Annotated in this window: 20 protein-coding genes; 11 read left to right on the forward strand and 9 right to left on the reverse strand. The window is 70.7% G+C overall.

Translation table 11 applies throughout. The annotated features are described in order from the left end of the window. Positions 1-55: 55 nt before the first annotated feature. On the reverse strand, positions 56-400 hold the full coding sequence (locus PKE79_RS13930) for an ArsR/SmtB family transcription factor (RefSeq protein WP_374727751.1): 345 nt from the start codon (positions 398-400) through the stop codon (positions 56-58). Between the two features lie 83 nt (positions 401-483). On the opposite strand from PKE79_RS13930, the gene PKE79_RS13935 reads away from it, so the two are divergent. From PKE79_RS13935 to PKE79_RS13955, 5 genes are all read left to right on the forward strand, one after another. Continuing rightward, entirely contained in the window at positions 484-1776 is a 1293-nt protein-coding gene (locus tag PKE79_RS13935; protein WP_271174310.1) for an FAD-dependent oxidoreductase, read from the forward strand. Between the two features lie 81 nt (positions 1777-1857). Next, a complete protein-coding gene (locus PKE79_RS13940; protein ID WP_271174311.1) occupies positions 1858-2223 on the forward strand; it encodes an ArsR/SmtB family transcription factor in 366 nt (121 codons plus the stop codon). After that, entirely contained in the window at positions 2220-3239 is a 1020-nt protein-coding gene (locus PKE79_RS13945) for a cation diffusion facilitator family transporter (RefSeq protein ID WP_271174312.1), read from the forward strand. Before PKE79_RS13940 ends, PKE79_RS13945 begins: the two co-directional genes overlap by 4 nt. A 66-nt stretch (positions 3240-3305) precedes the next feature. Next, entirely contained in the window at positions 3306-3779 is a 474-nt protein-coding gene (locus tag PKE79_RS13950) for an HD domain-containing protein (RefSeq protein WP_271174313.1), read from the forward strand. A gap of 307 nt (positions 3780-4086) precedes the next feature. Continuing rightward, the gene (locus PKE79_RS13955) at positions 4087-4533 is read left to right on the forward strand and encodes a MarR family winged helix-turn-helix transcriptional regulator (protein ID WP_271174314.1); all 447 of its coding nucleotides are present in this window, start codon (positions 4087-4089) and stop codon (positions 4531-4533) included. On the opposite strand, the gene PKE79_RS13960 is transcribed toward PKE79_RS13955, so the two are convergent. Beyond that, positions 4515-5987, reverse strand: a complete 1473-nt coding sequence (locus tag PKE79_RS13960) for an MFS transporter (protein ID WP_271174315.1) — start codon at positions 5985-5987, stop codon at positions 4515-4517. The genes PKE79_RS13955 and PKE79_RS13960 overlap by 19 nt on opposite strands. A 181-nt stretch (positions 5988-6168) precedes the next feature. On the opposite strand from PKE79_RS13960, the gene poxB reads away from it, so the two are divergent. Next, positions 6169-7893 (forward strand): ubiquinone-dependent pyruvate dehydrogenase, encoded by a 1725-nt coding sequence (poxB, locus tag PKE79_RS13965; protein ID WP_271174316.1) that lies wholly within the window; start codon positions 6169-6171, stop codon positions 7891-7893. Positions 7894-7921: 28 nt separating this feature from the next. Next, positions 7922-9421 carry a carboxylesterase/lipase family protein gene (locus PKE79_RS13970; protein WP_271174317.1) on the forward strand — a complete coding sequence of 500 codons (1500 nt, stop codon included), beginning with the start codon at positions 7922-7924 and terminating at the stop codon, positions 9419-9421. 10 nt (positions 9422-9431) lie between these two features. Here PKE79_RS13970 and PKE79_RS13975 read toward each other — a convergent pair whose 3' ends face one another. Then, the gene (locus PKE79_RS13975; RefSeq protein ID WP_271174318.1) at positions 9432-10415 is read right to left on the reverse strand and encodes an LLM class F420-dependent oxidoreductase; all 984 of its coding nucleotides are present in this window, start codon (positions 10413-10415) and stop codon (positions 9432-9434) included. A gap of 116 nt (positions 10416-10531) precedes the next feature. On the opposite strand from PKE79_RS13975, the gene PKE79_RS13980 reads away from it, so the two are divergent. Further along, the gene (locus PKE79_RS13980) at positions 10532-12574 is read left to right on the forward strand and encodes a 5'-nucleotidase C-terminal domain-containing protein (RefSeq protein WP_271174319.1); all 2043 of its coding nucleotides are present in this window, start codon (positions 10532-10534) and stop codon (positions 12572-12574) included. 12 nt (positions 12575-12586) lie between these two features. Here the strand turns inward: PKE79_RS13980 and PKE79_RS13985 are convergent, their stop codons facing one another. From PKE79_RS13985 to PKE79_RS13995, 3 genes are read right to left on the reverse strand one after another with little or no spacing between them, the layout of a single operon-like run. After that, positions 12587-13597, reverse strand: a complete 1011-nt coding sequence (locus PKE79_RS13985; RefSeq protein ID WP_271174320.1) for a DNA-methyltransferase — start codon at positions 13595-13597, stop codon at positions 12587-12589. Next, complete coding sequence (lplAB, locus tag PKE79_RS13990) at positions 13594-14643, reverse strand: lipoate-protein ligase LplAB (protein ID WP_271174321.1); 1050 nt, start codon at positions 14641-14643, stop codon at positions 13594-13596. The genes PKE79_RS13985 and lplAB overlap by 4 nt, the downstream gene beginning before the upstream one ends. 60 nt (positions 14644-14703) lie before the next feature. Beyond that, complete coding sequence (locus PKE79_RS13995; protein ID WP_271174322.1) at positions 14704-15561, reverse strand: alpha/beta fold hydrolase; 858 nt, start codon at positions 15559-15561, stop codon at positions 14704-14706. Positions 15562-15620: 59 nt separating this feature from the next. On the opposite strand from PKE79_RS13995, the gene PKE79_RS14000 reads away from it, so the two are divergent. From PKE79_RS14000 to PKE79_RS14010, 3 genes are read left to right on the forward strand one after another with little or no spacing between them, the layout of a single operon-like run. Then, the gene (locus PKE79_RS14000) at positions 15621-16061 is read left to right on the forward strand and encodes a MarR family winged helix-turn-helix transcriptional regulator (protein ID WP_271174323.1); all 441 of its coding nucleotides are present in this window, start codon (positions 15621-15623) and stop codon (positions 16059-16061) included. Between the two features lie 5 nt (positions 16062-16066). Next, complete coding sequence (locus PKE79_RS14005; protein WP_271174357.1) at positions 16067-17434, forward strand: MFS transporter; 1368 nt, start codon at positions 16067-16069, stop codon at positions 17432-17434. Between the two features lie 53 nt (positions 17435-17487). After that, complete coding sequence (locus PKE79_RS14010; protein WP_271174324.1) at positions 17488-17841, forward strand: L-rhamnose mutarotase; 354 nt, start codon at positions 17488-17490, stop codon at positions 17839-17841. A gap of 59 nt (positions 17842-17900) precedes the next feature. On the opposite strand, the gene PKE79_RS14015 is transcribed toward PKE79_RS14010, so the two are convergent. From PKE79_RS14015 to ddaH, 3 genes are all read right to left on the reverse strand, one after another. Beyond that, positions 17901-19187, reverse strand: a complete 1287-nt coding sequence (locus tag PKE79_RS14015) for an MFS transporter (RefSeq protein ID WP_271174325.1) — start codon at positions 19185-19187, stop codon at positions 17901-17903. A gap of 189 nt (positions 19188-19376) precedes the next feature. After that, on the reverse strand, positions 19377-20576 hold the full coding sequence (gene rocD, locus PKE79_RS14020; protein ID WP_271174326.1) for an ornithine--oxo-acid transaminase: 1200 nt from the start codon (positions 20574-20576) through the stop codon (positions 19377-19379). Beyond that, positions 20573-21442, reverse strand: coding sequence for a dimethylargininase (gene ddaH / locus PKE79_RS14025; protein WP_271174327.1), 870 nt, complete (start codon positions 21440-21442; stop codon positions 20573-20575). The genes rocD and ddaH overlap by 4 nt, the downstream gene beginning before the upstream one ends. Between the last annotated feature and the right edge of the window lie 182 nt (positions 21443-21624).

The following is a 21624-nucleotide window of genomic DNA, read 5'->3' on the forward strand; positions in this document are numbered from 1 at the left end:
ACGAGGAGCGCGCCGAGCACCGCGAGGAGGATGTCGAGCCAGTCGGGCAGCGGCGTCATGCGGTGCGGAGGGCCGCGGCAGCCTGGTCGAGCGCGCCCTTGTCGATCGCGTAATAGGCCCACTTCCCCCGCTGATCGCGCGTCACGAGACCGGCTTCCGCAAGGAGCTTCATGTGGTGCGACACCGTTCCCTGGGAGAGCCCGACCGGCTCCGTGAGATCGCAGATGCACGCCTCACCGCCATCCGCCGAGGCGATGAGCGACAGCAGCCTCACGCGCGTCGGGTCGCCGAGCGCCTTGAAGACGCGCGCGACGCGCTCCGCGTCCTCGATGCCCATGATCGACGTGATCGGCGGCACGCAGCACGCGCTCGTCCCTTCGATCACCGCAGGAAGACTCATGTCCCCAGTGTCGCACGCATTGACATCTTTCGATAGGTCGGGCACGCTCGTCACATTGACATCTTTCAATCTGAGGAGATCCGATGTCGCTGCTTCCCGTCGTCATCATCGGAGCGGGGCCGCAGGGCCTGGCCGCCGCCGCGCACCTCACCGAGCGCGGACGGGACGTCATCGTGCTCGAGAGAGGCCGCGCCGCGGGCGCCGCCGTGTCGGAATGGGGCCACGTGCGGCTGTTCTCAGCCTGGCCGGAGCTCATCGATGCCGCGGCGCGCCGCCTCCTGACTCCGACCGGATGGACCGCACCGACGGCCGGGTACCCCACCGGCGCAGAATGGGTCGACCGCTACCTCCTCCCCCTCGCCGCCGCCCTCGGCGAGCGCGTGCGCACGGGGATCGAGGTGACCGGCGTGAGTCGCGTCGGACGCGACCGCGTGGTCGACGCCGGGCGCGACGAGCAGGCGTTCACCGTTCACACGAGGGACGCGGATGGTCGTGAGGCGCGGATCCTCGCCGGCTCGGTGATCGACGCGAGCGGCACCTGGAGCCACCCCAATCCCGCCGGTGCCGACGGGCTTCCCGCCATCGGAGAGACCTCGGTAGCAGGCGCGATCTCCTATCGCATCCCCGACGACGTCTCCGCGTTCGCGGGGCGCCAGGTCGCGGTCGTCGGCGCCGGGCACTCGGCAGCGCACGCCGTGCTCCGGCTGGCCGAGCTCGCCAGGAAGACCCCCGGGACGGTCGTCACCTGGGCGCTGCGTCGGGGCGCGGCGCTCCTCGGCTCCGGCGACGCCGACGGGCTGCCCGAGCGCGCCGCACTGGGTGGCCGCGCGCGCCGCGCGATAGAAGAGGGCCTCGTCGAGGTCGTCACAGGGTTCCGCGTCGCGGAGGTGCGGGCTCACGCGGATGGCGTCGACCTCGTCTCCGAGGACGGACGACAGCTCGCGGGGCTCGGCCACGTGTTCGCGCTCACCGGCTTCCGGCCGGACACGTCTCTGCTGTCCGGGCTGCGCGTCGCCCTCGACCCGACCCTCGAGGCCGTCGCGGGGATCGCCTCGGAGATCGACCCGAACATCCACTCGTGCGGCACGGTCGCCGCGACCGGGGCGCGCGAGCTCGTTCAGCCCGAACGCGGTCTCTTCATCGTCGGAGCGAAGAGCTACGGCCGCGCGCCCACGTTCCTCGCACTGACCGGCTACGAGCAGGTGCGCAGCGTCGCAGCCCACCTCGCGGGCGATCACGAGGCGGCCGCACGGAACGAACTCGCCCTCCCCGAGACGGGTGTCTGCGGAGGCGCGGCCGCGTTCGACGAAGGAGGAGGAAGCTGCTGCGCGGCCCCGGTCCTGCAGATCGGATCGCGCCCGACCCCCGTGGAGTAGGAGAGCACGGCGCCATGGTGCCGCGCCGGACCACGCCGAACCGGCCTCGGCCGGCACCCGCGCATCTGCCATAATCTGCGTATGGATGCAGATAAGCGGATATGCGGAATGGATCTCGACAGCCCGTACGTCGAGCTCGCCGTCGAGGTCTTCCGCCTCCTCGCCGATCCGACGCGCGTCCGCATCATCCTCGCGCTGCGGAGGAACGGCGAGCTCTCGGTCAACCGCATCGCCGAGGCCGTCGGCAAGTCGCCGGCGGCCGCGTCGCAGCACCTCGCGAAGCTCCGCATGGCGCGGATCGTCGCGACGCGGCACGAGGGCCAGCGCGTGCACTACCGCCTCGAGAACGAGCACGCGTCACAGCTCGTCGCGGACGCGATCTTCCAGGCAGAGCACTCGCTCAGCGACCATCCACGTCACCATCACATCGAGAGGGCCGGGGCGTGACCGCGCACAGCCATCCGCATCACGACCACGCTCACGCGCCTCACGACCGCGAGCATCACGACCACGACCACGACCACCCGTCGGGGCTGCGCGGTCTTCTGCACGGGATCCTGGTGCCCCACTCCCACGACCCCGCCGACGCGATCGACGACGCGATGCGCGCCCACACCGAGGGCGTCCGCGCGCTGAAGATCAGCCTGGCGATCATGCTCGCGACGGCGCTGACACAGGCGGCCGTCGTCGCGCTGTCGGGCTCGGTGGCGCTGCTGGCCGACACCGTTCACAACTTCTCCGACACACTGACCGCCGTGCCCCTGTGGATCGCGTTCGCGCTCTCGCGACGCGTCGCCACCCGCCGCTACCCCTACGGCCTCAGCCGAGCCGAGGATCTCGCAGGGCTGTTCATCGTGCTCATGATCGCCCTCTCGGCCGTCGTCGCCGCGAGCGAGTCCATCCAGCGGCTGTTCGATCCGCGATCGGTGTCCAACCTCGGCTGGGTCATCGCAGCCGGCGTCGTCGGCTTCGCCGGCAATGAGATCGTCGCAATCTACCGCATCCGCGTCGGACGCAGGATCGGGTCGGCCGCGCTGGTCGCCGACGGAGTGCACGCGCGAGCCGACGGCTTCACGTCGCTCGCCGTCGTGGTCGGCGGGATCGGAGTCCTGCTGGGGTTCCCGATCGCCGACGCGATCGTCGGCCTGCTCATCTCGATCATGATCGGCGTCCTGCTCATCGGAACGGTGCGATCCGTCGGCCTCCGCCTGCTCGACGGAATCGAGCCCGAGCTCGTCGACCGGGCCGAGCACGTCCTTGCGCACACAGCGCGGGTGGATGCGGTCGAGCGCGTGCGGCTGCGGTGGGTCGGGCACCGCCTGCGCGGGGACGCCATCGTCTCCACGCGCGCGACCACGCTGATCGACGCCGACCGTCTCGCGATCGAGGCCGAGCACGCGGTGAAGCAGGCGATGCCGAACGTCGACGAGATGACCGTCCGCGTCCGCTCTGCGCGCACCTGACGCGGACCAGGCCGCCCTCGCCCACGCTGGGATGCGGTCCATCGGTCAACGATGGAAGATGGACGCGTGAGTGGATGGATCGCTCGACGCGCGGAGAGATTCGCGCGCGCGGCGCACGCGGACCAGGTCGACCTCCTCGGGAACCCGTACGTCGACCATCCCGCACGCGTCGCCGCACGAGCCGAGGGCGACCACGTGCTCGCGGCGATCGGATGGCTGCACGACGTGCTCGAGAAGACCGACACCTCCATCGAGGAACTGCGCGCGGAGTTCCCGGCGCACGTCGTCGAGGCTGTCGACGCCCTCTCGATACGCGACGACGAGCCCGTCGAGGCCTACTACGGCCGCGTGCGCGCCAATCCGCTTGCGCGCGCCGTGAAGGAGCACGACCTCGCCGACAACATGCGCCCGGAACGGCTTGCGGCGCTCGACGCTGCCACGCGCGAGGTGCTGTTCGCGAAGTACGAGCGGGGGCAGGCGCTGCTCGGGCTCGGCGCTCCCGCACGCGAGGAGCAGCCGTCGACTCCGCTCGCATCCTGAGCCCAGACCTCCGCCGAAGGACCGGTCCCGCACCAGGTCGAGGTGCTGCCTGACTGATCGCTATGCGTCGGTGAAGAAATCACAGGAAGATAACGCCGAGGGTTGCTCCCGTTACCTCCCCGTTATAGAGTCATCGCACGGCAGCTGTTTTGCTGTGGCAGCTGCCGACATGTGATTGCAGGACACTCTTGGTGCAAGGGACAAGGGCCGGGCGGCTTCCTCTCCGCCCGGCCCTTACTTGTGCCGGCTGAGCCCCTGCGCCCCGATCAACTCCTATAGGCGCGCATGGAACGCTAGCCTGAGAGGCATGGCCGACCGCAGACTCGCTATCGCCGCGTGGGAGAGCCTCTTCCGTGCGCAGCACGAGGTGTTCGAGGACGTCTCGAACGACTTCGTGGGCGGCGACCTCTCGCAGGCGGAGTACGACGTGCTGCTCACGGTCACCCGTGCACCGGACATGACGGCGCGGCTGCGCGACGTCACGGCGAACATGCTCATCAGCCAGCCGAGCGTCTCCCGGCTCGTCGACCGCATGGTCGGGCGCGGGCTCGTCACGAAGTGCAGCGACCCTGACGACGGGCGCGGCGCCCTCGTGACGGCGACGGAGGACGGCGCCCGCGCGTTCCGATCGATCGCCGCGGCTCACGGCAAGAGCATCGCCGAGCGCATGTCGTGCCTCGACGACGACGACCTGCGGACGCTGCTCGACATCACCGAGAGGCTCCGCGCGGGAAGCTACCGGTCGGTCGACTGATCCGGCGCGGCCCGCTCCTCTTCCGCGTGCGGAGTCGCGACGAGCCCCGCGGTCCCCGGCGTCGGAGCGGCCGGCGCCTCGGGTGCCGCGTTCGGCTCTTCGCCGTCGCTCTTCAGGAACTGGGCCGACAGCATCCGGTAGGCCGGCAGGAGGAACGCGCCGAGCGCCAGCAGGATGGCGACGACGCCGGCCGCGACGAACACGAGCGCGATGCCCCGCGCCTCGCCCTCCCCCAGCAGCCAGGCCCACTGCCGTTGACCCGCGTCCGTCTGCATGTACGGGATGACCCAGAGCTGGGCGATCGGCGCGATGAGGAACGAGGTGATGGGCGCCGAGGCCGCTTCGAAGGTCATCGCGAAGCCGAAGACGCGCCCCTGCTTCTCGTACGGCGTCACCTTCTGGATGACCGTCTGCTCGGCCGCCTCGACGGCGGGCATGAGGCACATGAAGACCCAGATGCCGCCGACGTAGAGCCACGCCCAGTCCCTCAGGGTGAAGACCGCCCCGACGACGCCGACGAGCGCGGCGATGAGCAGCATCGTGCGGATCGGGTTCCTGCCGAGCCCCAGCTTCGCGATCACCGCGCCGCCGACGATGAAGCCGGTCGAGCCCACCGCGAGCCAGATGCCCCACATCTCGACCGAGAACATCTCGAGCCCGTACGGGTCCATGAGCGCCATGTAGACGCCGCCCACGAGGTTGTTCAGCGTCGTGAAGAGCACGAGCGTGAGCAGCCCCGGGACCGCGCGCACCGCCTGGAACCCGCCGGCGACATCCACCCACCGGGGCTGCCCCTCGGCGTGCACGATCTCGCGCTCGGGGATGCGGATGGCCATGAGGTGCAGAAGCGACAGCGCCATCGCGACGAGAGCGATGAGCAGCGTCGTGCCCATGCCGAGGAGCCCGACGGAGAGCCCGCTGAACACGCTCGTGACGAGGAATGCGAGGCCCTGCACGGTGCCGACCATGCCGTTCGCGTTCGCATGGCGGTCGACGGGCACGAGCAGCGTGACGGTCGTCGAGAGGGCGATGTTGCGCAGCTGCTCGACCACGGCACCGGCGAGCATGACGACGGCGAAGATCCAGAACCACGGCTGAGTGAGGTCGACGATGCGCTCCTCGCCCAGCACGAAGAAGAAGATCGCGTCGAGGCAGAAGACGCTGAACGCGATGAGCGTCGCCCAGGCCATGACCGCCTTCTTGCGGAAGCGGTCGACGAGGGTCCCGAAGAACATGCTGAACAGCGCGATGAACAGCATGTAGGCGCCGCCGATGACGCCCGTCGCGATGACGTTGCGGGTCTCGAGGTAGATCCAGAAGGTCAGGGCCCACCAGAGGTAGCTCGTCGTGATGTTCGCGAATGCCGTGTTCACGAGCACGTGCAGGAAGCTGCGCATGCCGTTCTCGGGAGGCGCCGGGTTGCCGTCGCCGGGATGGGTCTGGGTATCCGCCATGGTCTCTCTCCGTCGTCGCACGCCGTCGTTCGGATACTTGCAAAAGGCAAGTACGCCGTCAAGAGGATCTGTCGAGGAGAAGCTACGCGCCCCCTCGGACATTCCCGTGGACCGCCTCCGGGCTCCGGATCGGGCGTAACGTCGGAGGTACCGCAGGCAGGCTCGAACGGAGGCACGACCCATGACCGACGTCGCCCAGAACATCGTCGCGACCCTCAGGGCGAACGGCGTCGAGCGCGTGTACGGGATCCCCGGCGACTCGCTCAACGGCTTCACCGACGCGCTCCGCAAGGACGGATCCATCCGCTGGGTCCACGTGCGCCACGAGGAGTCGGCGGCGTTCGCGGCGGCGGCCGAGGCGGCGCTGACCGACGACCTCGCCGTCGTCGCCGGCTCGTGCGGTCCGGGCAATCTGCACCTCATCAACGGGCTCTACGACGCGCATCGCTCGCGGGTTCCCGTGCTCGCGATCGCCGCGCACATCCCGACCTCCGAGATCGGCACGAACTACTTCCAGGAGACGCACCCGCAGGAGCTGTTCCGCGAGTGCAGCGCCTACGTCGAGTACGTCGCGGACGCGAGCCAGATGCCGCGCATCCTCGAGATCGCGATGCGCACGGCCATCCAGGAGCGCGACGTCGCGGTCGTCGTGATCCCCGGCGACGTGGCGCTCGCGGAGGCCGCCTCCGACCGCGTGACCGTCATCGACCGGGCGCGCCCGGTCGTCCTGCCGAACGACGCCGAGCTCGACCGCGCGGCCGAGCTGCTCGACGGCGCGAAGAAGGTCACGATCCTCGCCGGCGCCGGCGTCCAGGGCGCGCACGACGAGGTCGTGGCCCTCGCCGACCGGCTCGCCGCCCCGGTCGTCCACGCGCTGCGCGGCAAGGAGTTCATCGAGTACGACAACCCGTTCGACGTCGGGATGACGGGACTGCTCGGATTCGCCTCGGGCTACCGCGCGATGGAGGGCGCCGACGCGCTCCTGATGCTCGGCACCGACTTCCCCTACCCGCAGTTCTACCCCGAGCACGCGACGACGATCCAGGTCGACATCCGCGGCTCCCAGCTCGGCCGCCGCCATCCGCTCGACCTCGGGCTCGTCGGAGACGTCAAGGCGACCGCGGCGGCGCTGCTCCCCCGTCTCTCCGAGAAGCGCAGCCGGCAGCACCTCGACGACGCGCGCGACCACTACGTTAAGACGCGGCGCAAGCTCGACGAGCTCGCGGTGCCGCGCCGCGGGGCGCACCCCATCCACCCGCAGTACCTCGCGCGGCTCCTCGACGAGGCCGCTGCCGACGACGCCGTCTTCACCGCGGACGTCGGCTCGCCGACCGTCTGGGCCGCGCGGTACCTGACGATGAACGGGCGCCGGCGGCTCATCGGCTCGTTCAGCCACGGATCCATGGCGAACGCGCTTTTGCATGGCATCGGCGCGCAGTCCGCGCAGCCCGGGCGTCAGGTCGTCGCCCTCGCGGGCGACGGCGGGCTCGCGATGATGCTCGGCGAGCTCATCACCCTCACGCAGAACGATCTGCCCGTGAAGACCGTCGTGGTCAACAACTCGTCGCTGAACTTCGTCGAGCTCGAGATGAAGGCCGCCGGCTTCGTGACCTACGGCACGGGTCTCGACAACCCCGACTTCGCGGCGGTCGCGAACGCGCTCGGCATCAAGGGCATCCGGGTGGAGCGGTCGGATGCCCTCCCTGCCGCGATCGAGGAGCTCCTCGCCCACGACGGGCCAGCGCTCCTCGACGTCGTGACCGAGCGGCAGGAGCTGTCGATGCCGCCCACGATCACGGCCGACCAGGTCGGCGGATTCGCGCTCTACGCCATCCGCACCGTCCTCTCCGGCCGCGGCGACGAGCTCCTCGACCTCGCGAAGGCGAACTGGCGCCAGCTGTTCTGAGCCTCCCGGGGGCGGCGATACTGGAACCGTGACCGCGAGCATCCCGACCGATCCGCACCGCGTCGAGCAGCCCGTCGTCGACACCGAGGCGGGCCGCGTGCGCGGGTTCTGGCGCCGGGACTGCGCGACGTTCCTCGGCATCCCGTTCGCGCAGCCGCCGATCGGGCGACTCCGCTTCCAGGCGCCCGCGCCGCACGAGCCCTGGGATGGGGTGCTCGACGCCACCCGGCAGGGGGCGACGCCCCAGCGCGGAGCGACCGGCATCACGCTCATCCCGGAGCCGTCGGTCCCCGGTCGCTCGACGCTCAACGTCAACGTGTTCACCCCGACGACCGATCCGGGGGCGCAGCTTCCCGTCCTCGTGTACTTCCACGGCGGCGCCTACGTCTCCGGCTCGATCGCGAGCCCCTGGTACGACGGGCGCTCCTTCGCCCGCGACGGCGTCGTCGTCGTGACGGCGTCGTACCGCCTCGGCTTCGACGGGTTCGGCTGGATTGCCGACGCGCCCAGCAACCGCGGTGTGCGGGACTGGCTCGCCGCCCTCGAGTGGGTGCAGCGCAACATCCGCTCCTTCGGCGGCGACCCGAACCGCGTGACGATCGCGGGTCAATCCGCCGGCGGCGGAGCGGTGCTCACCCTTCTCGGCATGCCTGCGGCGCAGCACCTCTTCTCGGCGGTCTGGGCGATGTCGGCCACGATCGGCGTGATCACGCCCGAGGAGGCCGAGCGCTTCGGGCGCCGGGCCGCAGCGGAGGGAGGCGTCGAGCCGACCGTGGCAGGATGGCGCGCCCTCACCGAGAAGCAGGTGCGCGACGCCGCGAAGGACCTCATCGCCATGCGCGATCTGCACGGCGCCCAGGCCGTGCTGTCGGATGGGCTGCGGCTGGGTCCTGCGATCGACGGCGAGCTCATCCTCGAGCCGACTCTGCGTGCTCTCGCGAAGGGCGTCGGCTCCGACAAGCCCCTCGTGATCGGCACCACGGACGACGAGTTCTCGATGATCGTCGACGACCACAGCCGGTGGCTCCGCTGGGTTCCGGCCTGGCTCGTCCTGACCGTGCTCGGGCTCCCTCGGAAGCGGCGCCGCGCCTACCTCCGGGCGAACGCGGAGCTGCGGCGCGAGCGCGGCGTTCCCGCCGCGATCGGCCGCTTCGTCACGGACGCGCTCTTCCGCCGTCACGTGGTGCGCATCGCCCGCGCGCGATCGGCCGCGACCTCGGGCGGCCGCACCTGGGCCTACCGCTTCGAGTGGGTGTCGCCGGCGCGCGGGTGGTCGCTCCACTGCCTCGACGTGCCGTTCTTCTTCGACGTGCTCGACGCCGAGGGCGTCGACCTCATGACCGGCGAGGACCCGCCGCAGGAGCTCGCCGACGCCGTCCACGGCGCGGCGGTCGGCTTCATCCGGACCCGCGCGGCCGATTGGAGTCCCTGGTCAGCGGGCTCGACGCCGTCTCGCGTGTTCGCGTACCCCGCGACCGCGGAGACCGAGTCGCTGGACGCGTACGACGGGGCGATCCCGCTCGCGTGAGGCCGCGCGCTCAGCTGAGCGCCGGGATCACCTTCTGCTCGAACAGCTCGACGCCCGACCGGTCGTAGGCGGCCTCGGGGAAGTAGTGGATCGCGTAGGCCAGTCCCTGGTCGCCGAGCGCGGCGAGGCGCTCGGTCACCTGCTCGACCGTGCCCACCGCGACCGCTCCCCGGTACTCGCCGATGAAGCCATCCGTCGCATCGCCGAGATGCGGCCGAACGCGCGCCTCGATCGCCGCGAGGCGCTCCTCGACCTCGGACTCGGTCTCGCCGATGACCGTGTTGTAGTTCGCCGACCGGACGATCTCGGCGAAGTCGCGGCCGATGGCGTCGCAGTGCTCGCGAAGCACGGCGCTCTTGTGGGCGAACGCGTCGGGCGCGCCGGCGAAGTTCGTGTACTGCGCGTACTCCGCGGCGATCTTCAGGGTGACCTTCTCGCCGCCGCCCGAGATCCAGAACGGGATGCCGGGGCGCTGGATGGGGCGGGGCTCGACGATCGCGCCGTCGACCTGGTAGAAGCGGCCGTCGAGGGTCGCCTCCCCCGTCTCCCACGCCTGCTTCATGATCTCGACACCCTCGCGGAGCATCCGGAGTCGATCTCCGATCTTCGGGAATCCGTACCCGTACGCGCGCCACTCGTGCTCGTACCATCCGCCGCCGATGCCCATCTCGACGCGCCCGCGCGAGACATGGTCGACCGTCGCGGCGACCTTCGCGAGGTATGCGGGGTTGCGATAGCCCATGCACGTGCACATCTGCCCGAGGCGGACGCGGCTCGTCGACGCCGCGAACGCCGACATGAGGGTCCACGCCTCGTGGGTCGCCTCGCGCGACGGCACCGGCGTCGTGTGGAAGTGGTCGTAGACCCACAGCGACTCCCACGGGCCGGCGTCCGCGGCCTGTGCGAGCGACAGCATCGCGCTCCACTGCTCGGCCGGATCGATGCCGACGAGGTCGTGACGCCAGCCCTGGGGGATGAAGGTTCCGAAGCGCATGCCGCCAGGGTACCCGCCTTCCCGCTCGCGACATCCGCATGTCATCGGGCCCCCGTAAGGTGTCCCGCGTCGCCACCGCGACGCCCTCTCCCCTCTCCCGAACCAGGAAGGCACTCATGCGCAGAATCATCGCCGCGCCCGCCGCCGCCCTGCTCGTCCTGCTGCCGACGGCACCCGCCGCTTCGGCCGCTCCGGACGACGCAGAGCAGCGCATCCCGCTCACGCTCATGGCCACGACCGACGTGCACGGACACGTCGTCGACTGGGACTACTTCCAGAACGCGCCGTTCCCCGCCGACGACGCACTCGGGCTCACCCGGGTCGCCACCGCCGTCGATCAGGTGCGCGCGGAGAAGGGCGCCGAGTCGGTCGTCGTCCTCGACAACGGCGATGCGATCCAGGGCACTCCCCTCACCTACTACTACGGGATGGGCGACGGAGCACCGTCCGTGCTGTCGGGCGAGCTCGAGCACCCCATGGCGACGGCGTTCGACGCGATCGGCTACGACGCGCAGGTCGTCGGCAACCACGAGTACAACTACGGTCTCGACCTCCTCGCCGCCTACGAGCAGGGCCTCGACGCTCCGCTTCTCGGCGCGAACGTCATCGACGTCGCGACCGGCGAGCCCTATCACGAGCCCTACACGCTCATCGATCGCGAGATCGACGGCGAGACCGTCACGATCGGCGTGCTGGGGGTCGTGACCCCCGGCGTCCGGGTGTGGGACAAGGCGATCGTCGACGGCGTGCTGGAGTTCCGCGACGTCGTCGAGACCGCGGCGGAGTGGGTGCCCGTGGTCGAGGAGCAGGCCGATGTGGTCGTCGTGCTCGCGCACACGGGCAAGGGCACTACTGCCGACGCGGACTACGACCCGGCTCTGCTCGAGGAGGACGCCGCCCGCAACATCGCGACCCAGGTGCCGGGCATCGACGTCGTCGTGGCCGGCCACAGTCATCAGGACGAGCCGGAGGAGGTCGTCGAGAACGCCGCGGGCGAGAAGGTGCTCATCACCCAGCCGGAGTACTGGGCGCGCAGCGCGAGCCAGGTCGACCTGACGCTCGTCGCCGACGGCGACGGCTTCCGCGTCGACTGGTCGGATGGCCACGCCCCGGTCGTCGTGCCGCACTACGGCCGAGAGGGGATCGGCGAGAGCGCCGGGCTCGCCGAGGCGGTTCAGCGCGCGCACGACACCACGGTGTCGTACGTCAACACCCCGGTCGCGACGTCGACCGAGGAGCTGCGCACCGAGACGTCGCGCTACGAGGACACCCCGATCATCGACTTCATCAGCGAGGTTCAGGCCGAGACCGTCGCGAACGCGCTCGACACGACGGAGTACGCCGACCTGCCGGTGCTCTCCCAGGCGTCGCCGTTCTCGCGGACGGCGCGCTTCCCGCAGGGCGAGGTCACCATCCGCGATCTCGCAGGCCTCTACATCTACGAGAACACGCTTCTCGGCGTCGTGCTCACGGGCGCGCAGGTGCAGGACTACCTCGAGCACTCCGCGCGCTACTTCGTCCAGACGGAGGAGGGCGCCGAGTTCGATCCCGAGAACGGCACGAACGCCCGCTACGAGGATGCCCCTGAGGGCATCCCCGACTACGCGTACGACGTGCTCACCGGGCTCGACTACACGATCGACATCTCGCAGCCGGTCGGCGAGCGCATCACGGGGCTCCGCCACCCCGACGGCACCCCCGTGTCCGACGACGAGCAGTTCGTGCTGGCCGTGAACAACTACCGGCAGAGCGGCGGCTCGGGCTACCCGCACGTCGCGGAGGCGCCCGTCGTCTACGACGAGCGCCTCGAGATCCGGCAGCTGCTCGTGGACTGGGCGCAGTCGCGCGGCGTGATCGACCCGGCCGACTTCTTCACCGAGAACTGGTCCCTCACCACCTCGCCCGTCGAGGAGGCGCCGTCGCCGGCGCCCACCCCGGAGCCGACTGCGGAGCCGACCGCGGCGCCCTCGCCGGAGCCCACTGCCGAGCCGACCGCAGCGCCCTCGCCCGCGCCCACCGCAGCGCCCTCGCCCGAGGCCGACGAGGATGCTCCGCTTGCGCCGACGGGCGGCTCGACGGTCATCGGCACCGGCGTCGCCGGCGTCCTCGTGCTCGGAGCGGGGGCCGTGGTCCTCGCGGCGCGCCGGCGCCGAGTCTGAGGCGGGGCGGCGCTACCTGCGGAGAACGACGCGCGCGTCGGGGATGCGGTCTCCCATGATCCGGATGGCGTCGGGGTTGTCGTCGATGAGCACCGCGTCGCGGCCGAGCGCTGCGGCGACCGCTCCGGTCGTGCCGCTGCCCGCGAACATGTCGAGGACGCGATCCCCCGGGCGCGAGGAGGCCTGGATGATGCGGCGCAGGATGCCCTCGGGCTTCTGCGTCGCGTATCCGGTCCGCTCCGCCCCGCTCGTCGGCACGATCGTGTGCCACCAGACATCCGTCGGCAGCTTGCCGCGACGCGCCTTCTCGCGCGTGACGAGCCCGGGTGCCATGTACGGCTCGCGGTCGACGGCCTCGGAGTCGAACCAGTAGCGGTCGGGGTCCTTGACGTAGACGAGGATCGTGTCGTGCTTCGTCGGCCATCGGCGGCGCGACTTCGCCCCGTAGTCGTACGCCCAGATGAGCTCGTTGAGGAACGCGTCGCGCCCGAAGACCGCGTCGAGCATCACCTTGGCGTAGTGCGCCTCGCGGTAGTCGAGATGCAGGTAGAGCGTGCCGTCGTCGGCGAGGAGCCGCCAGGCCTCCTCGATCCGCGGCATGAGGAAGCCCCAGTAGTCGTCGAACCGGTCGTCGAAGGTGCGCAGCGCACCCCGCACGCGCTCGTAGCTGCGGCCGTGGAAGCCCGTGTGCGTCGCCGCGCGGACCTCGGCCTCGTGCGCGTCGATCGCCGCGATGTCGGCGCCGTCCGGGCTCCCGAAGAGCGCGCCGTCCTCGAGGACGGGCTCGGGGACATCCGCCGCGGCCTCGGGCTCGTCCGGCACGTGGATCGAGAAGCCGCGGCGGCTCTCGTCGGTCTCGCGGCCGCGCCCCGTGTTGAACGGCGGGTCGAGGTACGCGATGGTGAAGGCGCCGTCGGGCAGCCGTGCCGCGACGTCGAGGTTGTCGCCGTAGTGGATCGCGACCGCGCCGCGGCCCGGTGTGAGGGCGGCGAGCGGTGCGTCGTCGAGGATGTCCTGGCTCACGGGACGCGGTGGAGCCACGCGTCGGTCGCGAACTTGGTGCGCACGAGCTCCTCGGCCTCTGCGAGCTCGTCGGGCGCGACGTGCCCGCGCTCGGCGCCGGTGAACGCCTGGAACGACGCGATGAAGCGGTCGATGATCTCGCGGCGCGACATGCCCGTCTGGCTGCGGATCGGGTCGACGCGCTTCGCGGCCGACGCCGTGCCCTTGTCGCTGAGCTTCTCGCGCCCGATCCGCAGGACCTCGGTCATGACCTGGCCGTCGATGTCGTACGAGAGCGTCGCGTGGTGGAGGACCCCGCCGTTCGCGAGCCGCTTCTGCGCCGCCCCGCCGATCTTGCCCGAGGGGCTCGCGATGTCGTTGAGCGGCTGGTAGGTCGCCTCGATGCCGAGCCCGCGCAGCGCCTGCAGCACCCAGTCGTCGAGGAAGGCGTACGAGTCGGCGAACGTGAGGCCCGCCACGAGCGATGCCGGCACGTAGAGCGAGTAGGTGATGATCTGCCCGGCGCCCATGAGCATGGCGCCGCCGCCCGAGATGCGGCGGACGACCTGGAAGCCGTGGCGTGCGGCGCCCTCGGGGTCGACCTCGTTGCGGTACGACTGGAACGAGCCGATCACGACCGCCGACTCGTCCCACTCCCAGATGCGGAGCGTCGGCTTGCGGCGACCGTCGCCCACGCGCCCCGTGAGCACCTCGTCGAGCGCGAGGTTGACGAGCGGCGAGACGGCGGGGTCGTCGATGATCTCCCACTCGAAGTCGGTCCAGGTCGACGCCGTCACGAGCGCGCGGCGCACGGCCGTGCCGACGGCCTCGGGCGTGAACCCGAGCATCTGGACGCCCTCGGGGAGGCGCGCGCGGATGGCCGCGGCGATCGCCGGGACGTCGGCAGTGTCGGGCATGCCGATCAGCGCGCGGTTGATGTCGTCGAGCGCCGTGTCGGGCTCGAGGAAGAAGTCGCCCGCCAGGTGGAAGGAGCTGATCCTCCCGGCCTCGACCTCGAGGTCGACGACCACGAGCTTTCCACCGGGGACCTTGTACTCGCCGTGCACGCGTCCAGCCTACGTCGTCGCGTCGAGACGACGCCGAGAGAGCGAGCGCTCTCTCGCACGCTACGACCGCGCCGGCACGCGCGCGTCGAGCCAGGCGAGGATGTCGGCGCGCACGCGCCCCTGCACGGGCTCGTTGAGGATCTCGTGCCGCCCGTCGTAGACGAGCGTCGTCACATCCGTCAGCCCGGCGCGCTCCCGATACGCCTGCGCGAGCTTGCGCACGCCCCGCGGGCCGCCGACCGTGTCGTCGCGCCCGACGAGGAGGAGCACGGGGACGTCGGCCCCCGCCCGCTCGCGGAGGTCGCGGCGGGGGCGCCCGTAGATCCGGGCGGCCTCGACCACGCCGAACAGCTTGACGAGCGGCACGTTGACCGTGAGCGGATCGTCGAGGAACGCCTTCTGCACGGCCGGGTCGGTCGAGAGCCACTCGACGCCGGTCGCGCCCGGCGCCTTCCACGGCGCGTTGAGGTCGCCCGGGTTCAGGGCGCCCGGCCACCGCAGCGACGAGCCGACGAGGACGACCGCGTCGTACGCCTCGGGGTGGGCGTCGAAGAGGATCTGCGCGAGGAAGGATCCCCACGAGTGGCCGAGGAGCACGAGCGGGAGGCCCGGGCGCTCGTCGCGGATCCGCCGCGACAGCTGCCAGACCGCGTCGACCGCCGCGCGGTGCCCGCCGACGCCGAGGCGACCGAGCTTCGCCGCGTCGCCGTGCTGGCGCATGCCCGTGCGGCCGTGACCGCGATGGTCGTCGGCGTAGACCGCGAAGCCGGCCCCGGTCAGCGTCTCGGCGAGCGCGGCATAGCGCCCCGCGTGCTCGCCGACGCCGTGGAGCACCTGGACGACACCGCGGGGCCGCCCCTCCGGCTCGTAGACGTCGTACACGATGGCGACGCCGTGCGCGTCGACGAACTCGGGCATGCGTCGATCGTACACACCCCTTTATTTAGCAAAGCTAATGAGCTATGCTAATGGTTGACATGGCTAAACAATCCGCATCGACGAAGCTCTCCTCCGACGCCTCCGAGATCCGGGCCGCCGTCTTCCGCCTCTCCCGGCGGCTCAAGCAGCAGCGGGCCGTCTCGGACATGACCGACGGGCAGTTCGCCGTGCTCGTCGCCCTCAAGGTGCACGGGCCGCACACGCTGTCCGCGCTCGCCGAGCGTGAGGGCATCACCGCGCCATCCATGAACCGGACGGTCAACTGCCTCGAGGAGCTCGGCCACCTCAGCCGCACCGAGAACGGCGATGACCGGCGCAAGGTCGACATCCAGATCACCGAGAGCGGGCGTCGCGTCGTCGAGGAGACCGCGCGGCGACGCGACGAGTGGCTCTCGAAGGTGCTCGCCGACCTGTCACCCGAAGACCGCCAGACGCTCCGCAGCGCGGCGGCGATCATCATGCGGGAGGTCGAGCGATGAACGCGATGTTCCGGTCGTTCGCCTCGTTCAACTACCGCATCTGGTTCCTCGGGGCCCTCATCTCCAACGTCGGCGGATGGATGCAGTCGACGGCGCAGGACTGGGTCGTCCTGACCGAGCTCACCGACAACGACGCGACGGCCATGGGCGTCACGATGGCGCTGCAGTTCGGCCCGCCGCTCGTGCTCGTGAGCGTGACCGGCTGGGTCGCCGATCGCTTCGACCGGCGACGTCTTCTCATGGTCACGCAGGGCGTGCTCCTGCTCCTCGCGCTCGGGGTCGGCGCGCTCCTCCTCGCGGGCGTGATGACCCTGCCGCTCATGCTGCTCTTCGCGCTGGCCTTCGGCGTCGCGAACGCCTTCGACAGCCCCGCGCGGCAGGCGTTCGTGTCGGACGTCGTCGAGCGCCGGTACGCGGCCAACGCCGTGGCGCTGAACTCGGCGTCGTTCAACATGGCGCGCCTCATCGGCCCGGCCGTGGGCGGTCTGCTCATCGTCGCGGTCGGGAGCGGATGGGTGTTCTTCGTGAACGCCGCCACCTTCCTCGCCATGATCGTGGCGCTCATGCTCATGCGCCGCGACGAGCTCGTGCCGCGCGTGCGCAGCCAGGGCGCGGCGCGCGTCGCCGACGGCTTCCGCTATGTCTCGCGCCGCCCCGACCTCATCGTCGCGTTCGTCATGGTGTTCCTCGTGGGCGCGTTCGGCATGAACTTCCCGATCTTCGCGTCGACCATGGCGATCGAGTTCGGGCACGGTGCGGACGGCTACGGGCTGCTGAGCTCGGTGCTCGCGATCGGCTCGCTCACGGGCGCACTGCTCGCCGCCCGACGCGAGCGCGCCCGGCTGCGCGTCGTCATGATCGCGGCGGGCGGCTTCGGCGTCGCGTCGCTCGTGTCGGCGGCGATGCCGAGCTACTGGACGTATGCCGCCGCCCTCGTCTTCGTCGGCTTCGGCACGGTGACGATGCTCACCACCGCGAACGGCTACGTGCAGACGAACTCCGACCCGGCCCTGCGCGGCCGCGTGCTCGCCCTCTACATGGCGGTCATCATGGGCTCGACCCCGATCGGCGCGCCGATCGCGGGGTGGGTCGCCGATGCGTTCGGCCCTCGCGCCGCCATCGTCCTCGGCGGCACGGCCGGCGTGCTCGCGAGCCTGATCGGGCTCACCTGGGTCATCTGGTCGGGGCGCCTGCACCGCGATGCCGACCGCCGCCTCGGCGTCTCCCTCGACGAGACCCGCCCGCTCGACATAGTCACCAAGGCGAACCCCACTGTCGCGCCCGAGGAGTTCAGCGACCAGGTGGCCCAGACCACGGCCATCCGCATCGACGACGAGGACGAGGACGAGCGGATGGCGCGGCGCGGCCGCTGAGGCTCGGCGGCTAGCATGAAAGCGCTTGCCCGCCATCGAGAGAGGCCCCGCCCATGAGCTCCACGACCCGCGTCTGCTTCCGTCTCCGGGTGAAGCCCGAGATGCTCGACGAGTACATCGCGCGCCACAGCCCGGTGTGGCCGGAGATGCTCGAGGAGATCGCCGCAGCCGGGCGGCGGAACTACTCGATCTTCCACCTGGGCGGCGGGGAGCTCATCGGGTTCTACGAGACCGACGATGACGCCGCCGCGCAGGCCTACCTCGCGGAGTCGGAGATCGCGGCGCGCTGGGAGGAGTCGATGGCCCCCTTCTTCGTGTCGCTCGACGGCCGCGCCGACCAGGCGGCCGAGACGTTCCCCGAGGTGTTCCACCTCGAGTCGCAGCTCGCCGACGCCCGCGGCGCCTAGCGGCGACGACGAAGCCCTCCTGCGCCGGTCGGCGCAGGAGGGCTTCGTGCTGCGGGAGCTCAGACGAGCGACTTCGCGGGAGCGCCGTAGCGCTCCTCCTCGATCTCCTCGAGCGTCCTGCCGCGCGTCTCAGGCGCCCAGATCGCGCCGACGAGCAGGGCGACCGCGAGGATGGCGATGAGCAGCGCGCCGAGTCCGTGCAGACCCATCGTGGTCAGCCAGACCGGGAAGCCGTAGCTCAGGATGCCCACCATGATGCGAGCGGCGAAGAACAGCACGCCCTGCGCCGACGCGCGGTAGCGGGTCGAGAACAGCTCCGCTGTCCAGAGGCCGTAGAACGCCTGCGCGCCGATGCCCGAGGCGAAGCCCCACAGCACCGCGAACGCGAGCATCGTGACGGCGGAGGCCGGCAGGTAGACGAGCACCACCCATCCGGCGATCCCCATGACCGCACCGATCACGTAGAGCAGGCGACGGGAGACGCGGTCGGCGAAGCGCATGAACCCGAAGTAGGTGCCGAGCACGGTGAAGAGCCACAGCAGCGACTGCAGGAAGAACTGCTGCTGCGCGTTGGTGAGGCCCGCCGCGTCGTAGACGCGCGGCATGAAGATGCCGGCCTGGCCCGCGACGGTGTTCCAGAAGCCGTAGACGCCGATGAGGAACAGCAGCGCCGTGAGGTTCTGCTTGCGGCCGAAGAGCGCCTTGAGCCCCTTGCCGCCGATCGCGTTGGCGGAGGCGTCGTCGCGCGAGGCCTTCCAGCGCTTCGACTCGGAGAGCCCCTGCCGGACCCACCACGTGACGAAGGCGACGACGAAGAGGTGCACGAAAATGATGCGCGAGCCGAGCAGTCCGAGCGGCTCGAGCAGAGCAGCGAGCAGGAAGCCGATCATCGGGCCCACCGACCAGGCGAGCTGCGCCGTGCCGACGTGGGCCGCGCGCTTGTCGGCGGGCGCTTCCTCGGCGATGTAGGTCCACGAGGCGGGCACGCCCGCGCCGACGGCGATGCCGGTGATGACGAACGCCGCGAGCAGCATCCACTCGTTCACCGCGAATGCCGCGATGAGCACGCCGACCATGTAGACCATGAGGTCGTAGGTGTAGATGAACTTGCGCCCGAACCGGTCGCACAGCGGCCCGCCGATGATCGCTCCGATCGCCGCGCCGAACGCGTTCGCGCTGAGCGCGGCGAGGAGGCCCGCGAAGCCGTCGGTGAACCCGAACTGCGCCTGCCAGAATCCGAGGCTCGTCGCGATCGCGATGATCGAGCCCGCTTCGATGTAGTTGGACATCGCGACCGAGATGGTGGCCTTCCACCCCGTGGTCGATTTCGCTCCGATGCGTGCCATGTGAGTCGTCTCTTCCTTGAATCCGTTCGACGTCGTCCGCGTCCTCGCGCTCCGATGTGACCGCTCTCATAAAACGATTCAACGACGCCGAGTCGGTACCTTACGCGGCGCGCGGACCATCCGCAAGCCGCCGGACGACAGAAGCCCTCCGACCCCTGTCGGGGCGGAGGGCTTCCGGAGGAACGGGGGTCAGCCGGCGAGATCCGCCAGCACGACCTGGAGCTGCTCGAGCGCCCAGTCGATCTCGGTCGCGCGGATGACGAGCGGCGGAGCGATCCGGATGGTCTGCCCGTGGGTGTCCTTGACGAGCACGCCGCGCGCCATGAGCGCCTCCGACACCTGACGCCCCGTGCCGATGGACGGGTCGATGTCGACACCGGCCCAAAGCCCGGCGACGCGGATCTCGGTGACGCCCTGCCCCACGAGCGCCTCGAGCTTCTCCCGCAGGTGCGCACCGAGCAGCTGCGCGCGCTTCTGGAATTCGCCGGTCGCGAGCAGCTCGACGACGCGAAGCGCCACGGCCGCAGACAGCGGATTGCCGCCGAACGTGGACCCGTGCTCACCCGGGCGGATGACGCCCAGCACGTCGGCATCCGCGACGACAGCCGACACGGGCAGGATGCCGCCGCCGAGTGCCTTGCCGAGCAGGTAGACGTCGGGGACCACGCCCTCGCGATCGCACGCGAACGTCTCGCCCACGCGGCCGAGCCCCGACTGGATCTCGTCCGCGATGAAGAGCACGTTGCGCTCGCGCGTGACCTCGCGGACCCGTCGGAGGTAGCCATCCGGCGGGATCACGACGCCCGCCTCGCCCTGGATCGGCTCGATGAGCACGGCTGCCGTGTCGTCGTCGATCGCCGCGGCGAGCGCGTCGGCGTCGCCGTAGGGCACGGCCACGAATCCGGCCGGGAACGGCCCGAAGTCGTCGCGCGCCTCGGGGTCGTCGCTGAAGCCCACGATCGTCGTCGTGCGGCCGTGGAAGTTGCCGTGTGCGACCACGATCTTCGCGCGGTCGTCGGCGATGCCCTTCACCCGGTAGCCCCACGCCCGCGCCACCTTGATGCCGGTCTCGACGGCCTCGGCGCCGGTGTTCATGGGGAGGACGAGGTCCTTGCCGCACAGTTCGGCGAGTGCCGTCGCGAACGGCTCGAGGCGGTCGTTGTCGAACGCGCGGCTCGTCAGCGTGATCCGCCCCAGCTGCTCCGTCGCGGCCGCGACGAGGTCGGGGTGCCGGTGGCCGAAGTTGAGGGCCGAGTACCCCGCGAGCATGTCGAGGTACCGCTTGCCCTCGACATCCGTCACCCACGCGCCCTCGCCGCCCGCGATGACGACGGGAAGGGGGTGGTAGTTGTGCGCGACGTGGCTCGTCGCGGCCTCGGCCGTGGTCACTTCGCGCCCCGCAGCTCGAGCGTGCAGCACTTGATGCCGCCGCCGCCGAGCAGGAGCTCGGACAGGTCGATGAGCACCGGGTTGTACCCGCGCTCGCGCAGCTGTGCCTCGAAGCCCTTCGCGCGCGGCGAGATGAAGACGTTGTACCCGTCGCTGGCGGAGTTCAGGCCGAAGACGGCGCCGTCCTCATCCGAGACCTGGATCGCGTCGGGGAACCGCTCCTCGAGGATCGCGCGGCTGCGCTCGTCGAATGCGCCGGGGAGATAGGCGATGTTCGCCGGCCCGGTCGTCTCGTCCTCGACCGGGTCGAGCACGCTGAGCGCCGTGTCGAGGTGATAGAACCGAGGGTCGACGAGGTTGAGGCTGATCACCTCTCGGCCGAACACGCGGGCCACCTCGGCGTGGCTGTCGCCCGTCGACCGGAAGCCCGTGCCCGCCAGGATGACGTCGCCCGCGAGGAGGAAGTCGCCTTCGCCCTCGTTGACCTCCTCGGGCACGACCGTCTCGAAGCCGTTCGCGCGGAACCAGTCGATGAACGCGGGCGCCTCGCCCTGGCGCTCGACATAGCGGAAGCTCGGCCCGTAGGCGATGCCGTCGATGACGAAGCCGCCGTTCGCCGTGTAGACCATGTCGGGGTAGTCGGCGAGGGGCTCGATGAGCTCGACCTCGTGCCCCAGCTCGCGGTAGGTGTCGTAGAGCACCTGCCACTGGGTGACCGCCCGCGCGGTGTCGGTCGGCCGCGTCGGCTCCATCCAGGGGTTGATCGAGTACGACACGGTGAAGTGCTCGGGGCGGCACATCAGATAGCGCCGCTTGTGCTGAGTGCGAGTCGGCGCCTCGGTGGGCGCGGGAGACGCGACGGACATATTTCGCTCCTCGTCGTGGCAACGGGCGGCGGACGCTGTCCAGAGGCCCGGCGGAGCTGGAAGCCGCGATCCGGGCACGCCGAGGTCATTCTTCCACGGCGATCCCGAGTCGTCGGTGAGAACGCGGCGTCAGGGCACCACGACGATCTTCCCGAAGGCGTGCCCGCTGTGAGCGCCCGCTG

This window comes from Microbacterium barkeri (assembly GCF_027921765.1).
In the GTDB taxonomy this organism is placed as follows: Bacteria; Actinomycetota; Actinomycetes; order Actinomycetales; family Microbacteriaceae; genus Microbacterium; species Microbacterium barkeri.